The organism is Caulobacter sp. RHG1, from assembly GCF_013181195.1.
Lineage (GTDB): Bacteria > Pseudomonadota > Alphaproteobacteria > Caulobacterales > Caulobacteraceae > Caulobacter.
Genome location: NZ_SMZP01000001.1, coordinates 435,063 through 448,259, shown reverse-complemented (window position 1 = coordinate 448,259; position 13,197 = coordinate 435,063). Strand labels below are relative to the sequence as shown.

Here is a 13,197-nt window from a genome sequence, read left to right as displayed (position 1 = left end):
GCGAGGCATGTTCGAGTTCGGGCGAGATCTGAAGCGTCTGTTCGGCGTCGATACCGACGGCGGCTTCAAGGGCGCGTGGCGCGAGGGACTGACCGGCGGCGACACGTCGCTGCTGGAGCTTCTGGACGTTCACCTGCTGACCAACGAGGCGCGTTCGGCCGATGTCGCCGCCAGCCGCCTTGGGGCCAAGGATCGCGGCGCCCGTCTTCTGGAAGCCGCCGTCGTGTGGCGCGAACTGGCGCGTCGTAGCGGCGACGCCACGGCCTTGCGCAAGGGCGCGGCCCAGGCCGAGGCCGCCGCCAAGATCTTCGAAGCCGAACGTCGCCACGACGCCTTGGCCACCGCGCGCTGCGAGCAGGCCGTATTGGCGGTGCTGGGCGCGGATCTCTTCGGCGACGAAGGGCTGGTCGCAGCCGCGTCGGCGACCCTGGCGCGCACGCCGGCTGGCCACAGGACGGCTTTCTGCGGTGCTCTGAACGCCGGCCTCGAAGGCCGCGCCGCCCTGGCCGCCAGCGATCTTGATCGCGCCCTGACCGCCGTCCAGGCCTATGAGGCGCCGCTGCGCGCCCTGGCCGCCGCCAAGCGCGTCAAGGGCGGTCCTGCGCGTCTGCAACTGGCCGACCAGCGGGCCGCCCGTATCGAATTGATCCTGGCCTGCGCCGAGCGCCTGAAAGATCGCACCCTGGCCGAGCTGGCCGCTTCGGAAGCCAAGCTGGCTGCCGGCGTGCTGGATCCGGACTTTGAACCCTTGGCCTGGGCGCGGCTGGAAGGTCTGCGCGGCCAGGCCCTGTGCCAGCTGGGCGATCTGGACGGCGAGCTGTCCTGCATCGCCGACGGGGTCGAAGCCCTGACCGCGGCGGTCGAGGTGCTGAGCGCCGATCACAGCCCGATGGATTGGGCGCGGGTTCAGTCGGCCTTGGGCGCGGCCCTGCAGACCATGGGCGAGGCCTCGACCAGCGAGCGCGCCTTCGAGCAGGCGGTCTCGGCCTATGATCGCGCCACCCAGGTGCTGAAGGTCCAGCCGGCCCTGGCTCTTCGCGCCGTGGTCGCCAACAACCGCGCTCTCTGCCTGGCGCGCTGCGCCGAGCTGACCGCCGACCTGGCGGTGCTGGACGCCGCCGAGCTGGCCTTCAAGGCCGAGCTGGCCGCCGTGTCGGGCGCTCGCGATCCCGCCAGCTGGGCGGTGGCGCAGATGAACCTGGCTCGCCTCTACGAAGCCCGGGTCGAGATCACTGGCCGTGACGATGGTCGCCTGGCCCGGGCCGGCATGGCTCTGGCCGCGGCCTTCGACATCTTCTCGGAACTGGGCCTGCGCTCGCTGACCGACCTGGCGGCACAAGGCCTGCAGAGAGTCCAGCAGGCCCACGCCGTCTGATCCGAATTGGAACAGGCCGGCGCCGGACCCGCCAAAAACGAATAAGTACAAGGGATGAACTCGTGATCGTTTCGCTCGCTCTCGCCGCCGTCGTCGCCAACGCCGCTCCGGCCAAGACCTCGTCGGACCTGCTGACCCCCGTGTCCGAGCCGCGCGTCGCCGTCGCCCTCTTGAACTGCCTCGTGAAGAACGACGGCCACCTGACCGCCTGCACCGTCCAGCAGGAGAGCCATGCGGACCTCGGCGTCGGCCAGGCCGCCCTTTCGATGGCCTCGCAGTTCCAGATCGACCTGCTGGGCCCGGACGGCAAGAGCCGCGCCGGCACGTACATCCAGGTCCCGGTCAGCATCCGCATCCGCTAGGGCGCGGGCAGGGGGGGCGCTGGTCCTCTCCCATTGTCAGCCTTCAAGCGGGGACTCGTCGTAGCTGGGCCCCTGCAGAGGCTGGCCAAGTGGTCGCTCTGAAAGTCGTGTGCATGGCCAGCGCCTGGGAGCGCAATGGCCCGCCCGCGACCCACCGTCGCGCCCCCGGTTTAAGGCCTTCTCGGTAACAACCCCTAACGGCCTGTTAACCATATTCGCCGCATCTTCCGCCTCGAAGACAACACGGCCAGTACGGCCGATTCCGACGAGGCTTTGCATGACGGGCGCCGAGGTTCTGGATGTGGGCCGTGACGCGATCTGGCTGACGCTGCAGCTGTGCGCACCGGTGCTGATCGTCGGTCTGGTGGTCGGTGTCGCCATCGGCCTGTTCCAGGCCCTGACCCAGATCCAGGAACAGACCCTGGTCTACGCGCCGAAGATCGTCGCCATCTTCCTGTCTCTGCTGCTGTTCCTGCCGCTGATGGGCTCGCTGATGAGCGGGTTCATGCGCCAGATCGCCGCCCGCATCGCGGGCATGTAGGTCAGAGCGGGGCAGGGGCCTTCCGGTGAACTCATTCGCCACGGCGTTTCAGGTCTATGTCGCCGCCCTCGTGTTCGCACGGGTGGGTGCCATGGTCATGACGATGCCGGGCATCGGCGATCAGTCGGTGCCGCCGCGCATCCGCCTGTCGTTCGCCCTGCTGATGGCGCTGCTGGTCGGGCCGCTGGTCCAGAACACCGTGCCGCCGATCCCCACCACCCTGGGCGGCCTGGTCGGGGCGGTGATCCACGAGCTGCTGATCGGCCTGATGGTCGGTTCGGTGCTGCGCCTGTTCATGATCTCGCTGACGACCGCGGGGGAGATCATCTCGTTGCAGACCACCCTGTCGTTCGCCCAGACCACCAACCCCTCGATGCAGGGCTCGAGCACGGCCGTGGCCACCTTCCTGTCGATGCTGGGCCTGACCCTGGTGATGGCCACCGACCTGCATCACCTGTTCATCGGGGCCATCGTCAAGTCGTACACGATCTTCCCGTTCACCCGCGCCATTCCGCTCAACGACTCGGTCACCCTGGCGGTGCGGACGGTGGCGGAGTCGTTCTCGCTGGGCGTCCAGCTGGCCGCGCCGGTGATCGTGTTCTCGCTGGTCTTCAACCTCGCCACGGGCCTGGTTGGTCGGGTCATGCCCGCCTTCCAGATCTTCTTCGTGGCCTCGCCGCTCAGCGTGATCCTGGGCCTGTCCCTGCTGGCGCTGTCCCTGGGTGGGATCGCCATGGTCTGGACCGAGCGTTACCGCGACCTTCTCGCCGTGTTCAACTAGGGGCGAGCCATGGCGGACGATGCGGATCCCGAGTCGAAAACAGAAGACCCCTCAGCCAAAAAGCTGTCGGACGCCCGCGCCAAGGGCGACGTCGTCAAGTCGATGGACATCCCGCAGCTGGCCTCGCTGGCCGGCGCGATCTCGGTGATCCTGATCGCCGGCGGCTGGTTGACGCGCGACCTTGCGGCGGCCCTCTATCCGTTCATCGCCCACGCCGGCACCACCGAGATCTCCAGCGGCGGGGCCATGGTGGTGATGAAGCAGGCGGTGATGGCGGCCATGCCGCCGCTGCTGCTGGTGATGATCGTCACCGCCGTGATGGGCGTGGTCGCCAATGTCGCCCAGACCGGCTTCATGCTGACGCCGGAGAAGATCAAGCCCGACTTCAAGAAGCTGGACCTGCTGAAGGGCCTGGGCCGGATCTTCGGCATGGACGGCATGGTCCAGTTCGCCAAGTCGACCATCAAGTTCCTGGTCACCGGCTTCATCGCCTACATGGTGTTGAAGCCGCACGTGGGCGAAGTCCGCAATCTGGTCGGCATGGATGTCGCCGCTTTGCTGCCCGAGGCGATGAAGCTGTCCAAGTCGCTGATGCTGGCGGTGCTGCTGCTGCTGATCGCCATGGCCGCCATCGACTGGTTCTGGCAGCGCCAGCGCTTCATGAAGCGCATGCGCATGACCCTCCAGGAGGTCAAGGACGAGTTCAAGCAGTCGGACGGCGACCCTCACATCAAGGGCAAGCGCCGCCAGATCCAGATGCAGCGTTCGCGCCAGCGGATGATGCAGGCCGTGCCCAAGGCGACCGTCGTCGTCATGAACCCGACCCACTACGCCGTGGCGCTGAAGTACGAGCCTGGCGAGACGCCCGCGCCGCTCTGTGTGGCCAAGGGCGTCGACGAGCTGGCCCTGAAGATCCGCGCCGTCGCCGAGGAGCATGGCGTCATGGTGCTGGAAGACCCGCCCCTGGCGCGCGCCCTCTATGCCAGCGTCGAGATCGACGAGGAGATCCCCGTCGAGCACTTCGAAGCGGTGGCCAAGGTCATCAGCTTTATCATGAACGGCAAGAAGCCCCAGGCGCGCGGATAGGCGAACCAAGGCTGGGTTTTCCAAGAACTGACCTAGCGCGCGGGAAAGGCTATCCTTTCTCCGTCTACTGGTGAGTCGCAGCCTCACCATAACCAGGGTAACCACGCCGCCGATGGCCGATTTTCAGCTCCAGGACAAAGCCGCGAGCGGTGCGTCGCGCCGGCGCTTCGATCCGTGGCTGGCCGGTGCGGCGATATTCTTCGTGGCCGCCGCGGCCCTGTCCGCCGCCCCCGCGCTGAAGGCCGGTCCGACGACGCTGGCGGGGCTGTTGCTGCTGTTGGGCGTGGCTGGCGTCGCCGTGCTGGGCCTGGTGGCGATCAAGGGTTCCAACGCCGCCTCGGCCGCCGGTGACGTAGATCAGACCGAAGGCTTCATCGAGGCGCTGAGCGAGCCGGCCGCCCTGGCCGCGCCCGACGGCCGCCTGCTCTCGGCCAACTCCGCCTGGCGGATCCTGATGGGCGAGCAGCGTCGTTTGCCCAGCGGTCCGGCGGGCGCTGGCCTGTTCGGCGCTCTGGTCCAGGCTCGCAAGGGCGAGATGGCCGAAGGCGCGCTGAAGGCTGGCGGTTCCGACCACATCGCCAAGGTCTCGCGCCTGGCCGGCGGTCGGCTGCTGATCCGCCTGGCGCCGATCATCGTCGCCACGCCGGTCGCCGAAACCCTGGCCCCCGCACCGGTGGTCGAGCAGGCCGCCGTCTCGCCGACCAATTCGCTGGACGCCTTCGCCGGCGCTTCGCCGTTCGGCGCGGCGCTGCTGGAAGGGCTGGAACCGTTCAAGTCCCGGGTCCTGGAGACGAACCCGGCCATGACGGCCATGACCGGATCCAAGGCCGGCGTGATGTTCGGCGACCTGATCGACGCGGCCTCTCGCGCCGACGCCGAGACGCGCCTCAACGAAGGCAAGGCTGGTCCGTTCGAGGTGCGCCTGGCGCGCGACGCGACCCGCATCGTTCACCTTTATCTCTACCGCGCCGAGGGCCGCCTGGTGGCCTACATGATCGACGTGTCGGAGCAGAAGCAGATCGAGCTGCAGCTGGCCCAGGCCCAGAAGATGCAGGCCATCGGCCAGCTGGCCGGCGGCGTCGCCCACGACTTCAACAACCTGCTGACCGCCATCCAGCTGCGCCTGGACGAACTGCTGCACCGCCACCCGGTCGGCGATCCGTCGTATGAGGGCCTGAACGAAATCCGCCAGACGGGCGTGCGCGCCGCCGACTTGGTCCGCAAGCTGCTGGCCTTCTCGCGCAAGCAGACCGTCCAGCGCGAAGTGCTGGACCTGGGCGAGCTGATCTCCGAGTTCGAGGTCCTGCTGCGCCGCCTGTTGCGCGAAGACGTCAAGCTGATCACCGACTACGGTCGCGACCTGCCGCAGGTTCGGGCCGACAAGAGCCAGCTCGAGACGGCGGTCATGAACCTGGCCGTCAACGCTCGCGACGCCGTGCGCGCGGCCAAGGGCGGCGGCATCGTGCGCATTCGCACCGCTCGCCTGACCCGCGACGAGGCCATCGGCCTGGGCTTCCCGGCCGCCGAGGGCGACACCGCCTTCATCGAGGTCAGCGACGACGGCCCCGGCATTCCGCCCGACGTGATGGGCAAGATCTTCGATCCGTTCTTCACCACCAAGCCGGTGGGCGAGGGCACGGGTCTGGGCCTGGCCACGGTCTATGGCATCGTCAAGCAGAGCGACGGTTGGATCCACGTCCACAGCCGTCCGGGCGAGGGCGCGGCGTTCCGCATCTTCCTGCCGATCTACGACGCCCCGGCCGGCGTGATCGCCGCCCAGAAGGCCGCCGCCGCCGAGCCGGCCAAGCCGCGCGCCGCCCGCGACCTGTCGGGCGCCGGCCGCATTCTGTTCGTCGAGGACGAGGACGCCGTGCGCATCGTCGCCGCCCGCCTGCTGCGCGCCCGCGGCTACGAGGTGCTGGAGGCGGCCGACGGCGAGGAGGCCCTGATCATCGCCGAGGAAAACGCCGGCACGATCGACCTGCTGATCAGCGACGTGATCATGCCGGGCATCGACGGTCCCACCCTGCTCAAGAAGGCCCGTGGCTATCTGGGCAATGCGCCGGTGATGTTCATCTCCGGCTATGCCGAGGCCGAGTTCAGCGACCTGCTGGAAGGCGAGACCGGCGTGACCTTCCTGCCCAAGCCGATCGACATCAAGACGCTGGCCGAGCGGGTCAAGCAGCAGTTGCAGGCGGCTTAGCGACTGCGCGCCGGCAGGAATCTTGGGTTGCGCAGCAGGGCGGCGCTGACCAGGGCGACCAGCAGGCCGACCGGGAAGATCTCGATGAAGGTCATCGGCATCCGATACAGCGGATTGGCGTAGTTCCGCCGCATTGTCTCCAGCTCCGCCGCCAGCTTGTCATAGGCTGCGCCGGACAGCCCGGCCGCCTTCTTGGCGGCCAGGGCGCCGGCCGTGTAGTCGTCCATGAAGCGGTAGTGGGTGAGGGCCAGATAGGCCTCCCAGATCAGGACGTAGGCTACGCCGGCGATCGCCGCGACGGCCAGGCCGATCAGGAAGGCGGGCCAGAACCGGATCACGCCGCCCAGGACCGTGTCGCGGTGCGACTTGACGGCCAGCAGCACGGCGGACAGCCCCACCAGCATGATCAGATAGCCAAGCCACAGGCTGTGCGGGGCTGAGAAGACGATCGTGAAAATGATGCCCAGGATGATGATGACGCCCGAAGCCTGGCCATGGGTCAGGATGGTGCGTTGCATGGTGGTCCTCCTCCGCGCCGCCCCCTGCGACGCAGCCCCAAGCTGCCGTTCTCGTCGTCGGAACGGTATCGCCCGAAAGGGTGAGTTCGACCGTTTCGCCCTATCGGCGCCGGGTCAAGGGATCAGGATCAGGTCGCGCGCCTTGCCGACGGCCTGGGTGCGCCGGCTGACGTCCAGCTTGCCGTAAAGGTTGGCGACGTGCGTCTTGACCGTGTTCGGCGACAGGCCGAGGTCGCGGGCGATTTCCTTGTTGGAAAGGCCGGCGGCCAGGCGCTCCAGCACCTTCATTTCCTGGCCGGTGAGGCCCAGGGCGGCGAGGGCCGCATCGTTTCGCCGGAAGCTCTCGGGCCGCGCCCGCGCCGCCAGCCTCCAGCCGACCCAGGCGCCGCCGACCGCGCACGCGGTCCCGATCAGGCCCACATAGACCTGCCAGGAAAAGGCGCGGACGACAAAGCGGTACTCCAGCCATTGAAGCGCGAAGGCGCCCACGGCCAGGACGAGCGCCCAGAGAACGATCGTGCGGATCATGGGCGGAAGGGTGCGCGATCCGCTCAAGCCGTCAATATCAGCCCAGCCGCGCTTTAGCCTCGGCCGGCGCGACCTGGTCGAACAGGATCTTCAGATGCTGATCCTTGGCGTGGTCGTTATGCAGTTCCCACGACAGCGATACGGGCAAGCGCAGGCGGCCGCCGTCTGGCAGGCGGGCGATCAGCACGCGCCAGGAAAAGCCCTCGCCGGGCTCGCCCAGCGGGTCCTTGAACTCCACGGGCGCGGGATCGCGCAGGCGGAAGCGCCGCTCGGGGTTGGCTTCGAACCAGGCGCGGTCGGCCTCGACGGTGGGATCGGTGATGACTTTGGCGGTGAGTTTGCGGGCCATGGCCGCCTCCTAGCACCGTTGGCCCGGACTTCCCATCTTCAGCGCATGAGTGAGAAGCCGATCAAGCGCGTGAAGGCCGACTGGAGCGAGGTGGTGCTGGTGTGCCGCAAATGCTCGAAGAAGCTGGACGGCGGCTTTGGCGCAGACGGCGACCAAAAGCTGTCCAAGGCCCTTCGCAAGGCCATCGGCGCCAAGAGCAAGGGCCGCAAAGCGAAGGCCGCTGTCATCGAGGTCGATTGCCTGGATGTCTGCCCCAAGGGCGCGGTGGTGGCTGTGCGCGCCTCGGCGCCGAAGGACTGGGCCGTCATCCCGCGCGGGGCGTCGATGACGGCGGTGGTCGAGAGGCTGGGGCTGGGCGGCGTGGAGCCGCCCGCCGGATAATCAGCCGATCATCTCGATGACATGGTCGCGCAGTTGGGCGCGGGTCAGGCCAGGCCAGGCCCATTCAGTCTGGGCAGGCTTGGAGGTCTTGGCGCGGGTGGGCGCCGTGAAGCGAGGGTCGCGCCGGGTGGCGGTCTCGCGGGTAGCAGTGGTTTTCATAAAGTTCCAAACAGAGCTCGAGCGTATTGCCAAGCTCAACAGATTTAAGCGTGGAAGGTTGCGCCCTGGGCCGCCGTCATCGGCGAAAGCGGGCGAGGGGAGCAGTCGGCGTTCGGCCGCGAACGGCGGGCCGTCCTGCTGATCCCTGGTTACCATATGGTGGCCCGTCTGTCGCGTTCAACCCCTGCGGCCCGACAGCGCAGGGGCCGGCGTCTTCCGCTCCATCACCACGATCGCCGCGCCCTTGTAGGTGGTGTGGGTCTGCAGGGTGAAACCGACCTTGGTCGCGAGGGCGATCGAGGCGGTGTTCTCGACGTCGATGATGCAGGGCACGAGCGGCGGCGCCAGGGTCTGGTCGATCCAGGAGAGGCCGGCGCGGACGGCCTCGGTCCCGAAGCCTTGGCCGTGCGACCAGGCCGCCAGCACCCAGCCCATCTCCGGCAGGCCAAACAGATTGGGCTCCAGGGCGCGGCGCAGGTCGGCGAAGCCGACCTCGCCGACATAGCGGCCCGTCGAGGTCTCACGCACGGCCCAGTAGCCATAGCCCAGCAGGTCCCAAAGGCCCCGGGCTCGCATCAGCCGTGTCCAGCTTTCCTCTTCGGTAAAGGCGCGGCCGCCCACATGGCGGACCACCACGGGATCGGCCCACATGGCGCGGCTGTCCTCGAAGTCGGCCAGAACGGGCGGACTCAGGGTCAGGCGCGGGGTGACCAGGATCGGGGGAAACGATGTCGGTGCGGACATGACGCTCGAATTTGCGGTGAAGTCGCCGAGCAAGCTACACGGACGGGGCGCTCAGGAAAGACCGATGACCACCAAGCCCGAAGATGCGATCGCCGCCCGTCGCAAGCTGACCAACAAGCTGATCGCCGCAAAGGACGCCGCGCGCCTGCGGCCGTTCTTCGACCCGCGCGTCACGCTGATCGCCGGCGACGGCTCGCTGCTGCTGGGCGCCGAGGACGTGCTGGCCGCTTTTGCCGGTCAGATGGCCGACAAGGGCTTCGTCGCCTATGTCCGCACCACCGAGACCATCACTTTGGACGCCGAAGGCCAGCGCGCCGCCGAGCATGGCCGCTGGGTCGGCGCGTGGAAGGACGCTCCCGAGCAGACCGGGACCTACCTCGCCACCTGGAAGAAGGTCACCGGCCAGTGGGTGATCGAGAACGAGCTCTTCGTTTCGCTGACCTGAGCGATCGCTGCTAGCGCGGCTCGATGACTCGGAATTAAGTTGCCGCCACTCAGGAGGCGGCTACGGCTTTCGTCCTCCAACAGGCTCCGGGGAGGAAAAGCCTTGCTCAATCGTCGTCACATGATGTTCGCCACGGCCGCTGCGGGTTTCGCCGCGACCGGCGGCATGCCGACCATGGCTCTGGCTCAAGGCGGTGAGGCCGCCAAGATGAACGCGTTCTTCGACGTGGCCATGGCCAAGCTGCTGCGCCAGGCGCCGGAGCTGGCGACCAGCCTCGGTCTGGACAAGGACGATCTGGCCTGGACCAAGGGCCTGCTGAGCGACCGCTCGTTCGAGGCCATCGCCGCCGGCGCCGCCCAGACCAGCGCTCAACTGGCCGAGCTGCGCAGCATCGATCGCAAGGCTCTGAAGGGCATGGACGCGGTCAATTACGACACCGTCGAGTTCACCCTGGCGGTGCAGGACGAGGGCAATCGCAAGTTTACCTATGCCGGTGGCGGCTCTGGCGCGCCCTACGTGCTGAGCCAGCTGACCGGCAGCTATCAGTCGATGCCCGACTTCCTGGACACCCAGCACAGCATCGAGACCAAGGCCGACGCCGACGCCTATCTGCAGCGCATGGAGGGCTTCGCGCGCCTGATGGATCAGGAGACCCTGATCGCCAAGCGCGACATCGAAGGCGGCGTCATCCCGCCCGACTTCATCATCGACAAGGCCTTGGTGCAGATGAAGGCCTTCGCCGACACGCCCACGGCCGATGCGCCACTGGTCAAGTCGGTGGCCCGCCGCACGGCTGAGAAGAAGATCGCCGGCGACTGGGCCGGTGAAGCGTCCAAGGTCTACGAGAACTCGGTGCTGCCGGCGCTGAAGCGCCAGATCGCCCTGCTGGAAAGCGTGCGGTCGAAGGCCACCCACGACGCCGGCGTCTGGCGTTTGAAGGACGGGGCCGACTACTACGCCGTGTCGCTGAAGAACTACACGACCTCGACCATCGGTCCCGACGAGATCCACCAGCTGGGCCTGGATTTGGTGAAGTCGATCTCGGCCGAGGCCGACAAGATCTTCAAGACCATGGGCATGTCCAAGGGCACGGTCGGCGAGCGCATGGCCGAGCTGGGCAAGGATGTCTACGACAACACCGACCCGGCCAAGGAACAGCTGATCGCTGACCTGAACACCAAGGCCAAGTGGATCGAGAAGCAGCTGCCGGCCTATTTCGGCCAGCTGCCGAAAGCGCCTCTGGAAATCCGCCGCGTGCCCAAGGCCATCGAGGCTGGCGCGCCGGGCGGCTATTACAACTCGCCCTCGCTGGATGGGAAGCGGCCGGGGATCTACTGGATCAACCTGCGCGACACCAAGGAGCAGGCCAAGTACACCCTGACCACGCTGACGGTGCATGAAGGTGTTCCTGGCCACCACCTGCAGCTCTCCTTGTCGAACGAGGCGCAGGGCCTGCCGTTGATCCGCAAGGTGATCGGCTTCTCGGGCTATGCCGAGGGCTGGGCGCTCTATTCCGAGCAGCTGGCCGTCGAGATGGGCATCTACAAGACCGACCCGCGCGGCCATATCGGCATGCTGCACGACGCCCTGTTCCGCGCCGTGCGCCTGGTCGTCGACAGCGGCATGCACCACAAGAAGTGGAGCCGCGAGCAGGCGGTGAAGTACATGGCCGAGACCATGGGCGACGAGGAAAGCGGTTCGGTCACCGAGATCGAGCGCTACGTCGTGTGGCCGGGCCAGGCCTGCAGCTACATGATCGGCAAGATCACCTGGCTGCGCGCCCGGGCCAAGGCGCAGAAGGCGCTCGGCAAGAAGTTCGACCTTCGCCAGTTCCACGATGCGGGCCTGCTCTCGGGCATGACCCCGTTGACCACCCTGGAACGGGTGATCGACGACTACATCGTCAGCAAGGGCGGCAAGGCGTAGTTCGCTCCAGCAACAAAGATCATCGTCATCCCGCGCTTTATGCGCGGGACCCATGGGTCAGCTTTCACGTGAGAATGTGAGCTTCGTCCGCACGTGCGGCGGACAAATGGGTCCCGCGAACAAGTCGCGGGATGACGATGTGATTTTGCTGAGATGCGGGTAGGGATTACCCCCAGCTCTCCGACGCCCCCGCCCGCCGCGCCACAGCTACGACCGGCGCGCTCGGCCGCAGAGCCGGCAGGGGCTTGTCAGCCGGCTTACCGTAGAGCCAGCCTTGCGCGAAGTCGACGCCGGCCCCGCGGACGATCTCCTCGACCTCGACCGTCTCGACCATCTCGGCCACGGTGCGGATCTTCAGGTCGCGACAGAGTTCGACCAGCCGCCGGACCATGGCCCCGTCGCGGCCGTTGTCGGCCAGTTCGCGCACGTAACGGCCGTCGATCTTGACGATGTCGAGCGACAGCTGCTGCAGATAGGCGAACGACGAGGAGCCGGCCCCGAAATCGTCCAGGCACACGGCCGAGCCGAGGGCGCGCAGGCCCTGGATGTTCTGGTTGGCGCGGGGCAGGTCGTCGATCGCCGCCGTCTCTGTGACTTCGAAGATGACCCGGCCCTTGGCCTCGTCGTGCTTCTTCAGCAGGCGCGAAACGTGGTCGACGAAGCTCTCGCTGACGATCGTGCGGCCCGAGACGTTCACGGCCAGCTTCAGCTTGCGTTCCTGGTCGTTGGCCAGCTTCTTGACCGCCTGCTCGACGATCGCGTGGTCCAGTTCTTCGATCAGGTCGAATTCCTCGGCCATGCGGATCAGAGCGAACGGACTGGCCCCGTCCTCGAAGCGCACCAGCACCTCGTGGTGATGCGCCAGGCCGGTCGACAGGCTCACTACCGGCTGGAAGGCCAGGTTGAAGCGGCGCTGGCTGACGGCCACGCCCAGAGCGCCGGCGCGGGCCAGGGTGCGCTTGACCGAGCGGTTCATCGCTTCGGACAGGGTCATCGGCGCGGCGTCCTTCAGGCCCTCGCGAATGAAGTCGTCCAGGGCGTAGCGCAGGGCCCGCAGCGCGCGGGTCGAGCCGCCGCCGGCCTCCAGCGGCACCATGTGGGCGGCGGCTTCGGCGCTGACCATCTTCGTCAGGCGCTTGAGCATGTTGTCGGGCTGGTCGTCGCGCTGGCGCAGCAGAGCGAAGCGTTCAGCGGACAGGCGGGTGGCCGCGCAGCCGCCGTGCGACTCGGCGCGGATGGCGCTGGCCACCTGGACGTCCAGAGCGGCGGCCTCCTGCGGGGCCATGCCTTGGCGCAGGTCGGTCAGGCCGGTGAACTCGACCATGGCCAGTTCCAGCTCCAGCCCGGTGACGCGGGCGGCCTCGAACAGGCCCTTGGCGATGTCGTCGAAGGTTTCGCGCGGCTGCAGTTCGCCGGCCGCCAGGCGTGGGCCGGCTGGCTGGGCGGCGGTAACCGCGCACGAGATGCGGCCTTCGTTCTCGGGCAGGGCGCGCAGGATCACCCGCACATGGCGCGGCTCCGCGCCCGCCAGGCGCAGGACGACAGGACCTCGCCGCACGCCGTCGTCGGCGCAGGCCAGCATGGTCTCGACCATCGGCTGGTCGTCGACGGCGAAGAGCTGGGTCCAGCCCTTGCCCGTCAGGCCTGCCTCGTTCTGACCCATCACCTTCTGCGCCGCGCCCAGCGCCAGACGCACACGGCCGTCGCGCAGTTCGACGAGCAGGTCGGCGCTGGCGAACGCCAGACCCAGTAGGCGACGTGGATCGATCGACAAGACGGTAGGCCCCCGAATAGCGGGA

General features: G+C 67.8%; 15 protein-coding genes. 9 read left to right on the top strand and 6 right to left on the bottom strand.

Going from position 1 to position 13,197, the window contains the following annotated elements:
- Positions 1 to 7 precede the first annotated feature (7 nt).
- From E1H18_RS02040 to cckA, 6 genes are all read left to right on the top strand, one after another.
- A complete protein-coding gene (locus tag E1H18_RS02040; RefSeq protein WP_172263193.1) occupies positions 8 to 1,375 on the top strand; it encodes a hypothetical protein in 1,368 nt (455 codons plus the stop codon).
- 62 nt (positions 1,376 to 1,437) lie between these two features.
- Complete coding sequence (locus E1H18_RS02035) at positions 1,438 to 1,737, top strand: hypothetical protein (RefSeq protein WP_172263191.1); 300 nt, start codon at positions 1,438 to 1,440, stop codon at positions 1,735 to 1,737.
- A 277-nt stretch (positions 1,738 to 2,014) separates the two neighbouring features.
- Entirely contained in the window at positions 2,015 to 2,278 is a 264-nt protein-coding gene (gene fliQ, locus E1H18_RS02030) for a flagellar biosynthesis protein FliQ (RefSeq protein ID WP_172263189.1), read from the top strand.
- 25 nt (positions 2,279 to 2,303) lie between these two features.
- On the top strand, positions 2,304 to 3,059 hold the full coding sequence (fliR, locus tag E1H18_RS02025) for a flagellar biosynthetic protein FliR (protein ID WP_172263187.1): 756 nt from the start codon (positions 2,304 to 2,306) through the stop codon (positions 3,057 to 3,059).
- Between the two features lie 9 nt (positions 3,060 to 3,068).
- Positions 3,069 to 4,145, top strand: a complete 1,077-nt coding sequence (flhB, locus tag E1H18_RS02020) for a flagellar biosynthesis protein FlhB (protein ID WP_172263185.1) — start codon at positions 3,069 to 3,071, stop codon at positions 4,143 to 4,145.
- A 112-nt stretch (positions 4,146 to 4,257) separates the two neighbouring features.
- Positions 4,258 to 6,348: a cell cycle histidine kinase CckA gene (gene cckA, locus E1H18_RS02015; protein WP_172263183.1), complete on the top strand. Its 2,091-nt coding sequence runs from the start codon at positions 4,258 to 4,260 to the stop codon at positions 6,346 to 6,348.
- Here cckA and E1H18_RS02010 read toward each other — a convergent pair.
- The 3 genes from E1H18_RS02010 to E1H18_RS02000 form a co-directional block, all read right to left on the bottom strand.
- Positions 6,345 to 6,866, bottom strand: coding sequence for a DUF4199 domain-containing protein (locus E1H18_RS02010; protein WP_172263181.1), 522 nt, complete (start codon positions 6,864 to 6,866; stop codon positions 6,345 to 6,347). The two genes, cckA and E1H18_RS02010, sit on opposite strands and share 4 nt — an antisense overlap.
- 114 nt (positions 6,867 to 6,980) lie before the next feature.
- The gene (locus E1H18_RS02005) at positions 6,981 to 7,394 is read right to left on the bottom strand and encodes a response regulator transcription factor (protein WP_172263179.1); all 414 of its coding nucleotides are present in this window, start codon (positions 7,392 to 7,394) and stop codon (positions 6,981 to 6,983) included.
- A gap of 37 nt (positions 7,395 to 7,431) precedes the next feature.
- Complete coding sequence (locus E1H18_RS02000; RefSeq protein ID WP_172263177.1) at positions 7,432 to 7,743, bottom strand: hypothetical protein; 312 nt, start codon at positions 7,741 to 7,743, stop codon at positions 7,432 to 7,434.
- Between the two features lie 45 nt (positions 7,744 to 7,788).
- Between E1H18_RS02000 and E1H18_RS01995 the strand changes: the two genes are divergently transcribed.
- Positions 7,789 to 8,124, top strand: coding sequence for a (2Fe-2S) ferredoxin domain-containing protein (locus E1H18_RS01995; protein ID WP_172263175.1), 336 nt, complete (start codon positions 7,789 to 7,791; stop codon positions 8,122 to 8,124).
- On the opposite strand, the gene E1H18_RS01990 is transcribed toward E1H18_RS01995, so the two are convergent.
- Positions 8,125 to 8,283 carry a hypothetical protein gene (locus tag E1H18_RS01990; RefSeq protein ID WP_172263173.1) on the bottom strand — a complete coding sequence of 53 codons (159 nt, stop codon included), beginning with the start codon at positions 8,281 to 8,283 and terminating at the stop codon, positions 8,125 to 8,127.
- A 177-nt stretch (positions 8,284 to 8,460) separates the two neighbouring features.
- Entirely contained in the window at positions 8,461 to 9,027 is a 567-nt protein-coding gene (locus E1H18_RS01985) for a GNAT family N-acetyltransferase (protein ID WP_172263171.1), read from the bottom strand.
- Positions 9,028 to 9,091: 64 nt separating this feature from the next.
- Between E1H18_RS01985 and E1H18_RS01980 the strand changes: the two genes are divergently transcribed.
- Both E1H18_RS01980 and E1H18_RS01975 read left to right on the top strand, forming a co-directional pair.
- On the top strand, positions 9,092 to 9,472 hold the full coding sequence (locus E1H18_RS01980; protein ID WP_172263169.1) for a nuclear transport factor 2 family protein: 381 nt from the start codon (positions 9,092 to 9,094) through the stop codon (positions 9,470 to 9,472).
- Between the two features lie 102 nt (positions 9,473 to 9,574).
- Positions 9,575 to 11,398 carry a DUF885 family protein gene (locus tag E1H18_RS01975; protein ID WP_172263167.1) on the top strand — a complete coding sequence of 608 codons (1,824 nt, stop codon included), beginning with the start codon at positions 9,575 to 9,577 and terminating at the stop codon, positions 11,396 to 11,398.
- A gap of 166 nt (positions 11,399 to 11,564) precedes the next feature.
- Here E1H18_RS01975 and E1H18_RS01970 read toward each other — a convergent pair whose 3' ends face one another.
- Positions 11,565 to 13,172, bottom strand: coding sequence for an EAL domain-containing protein (locus tag E1H18_RS01970; protein ID WP_172263165.1), 1,608 nt, complete (start codon positions 13,170 to 13,172; stop codon positions 11,565 to 11,567).
- Positions 13,173 to 13,197 lie beyond the last annotated feature (25 nt).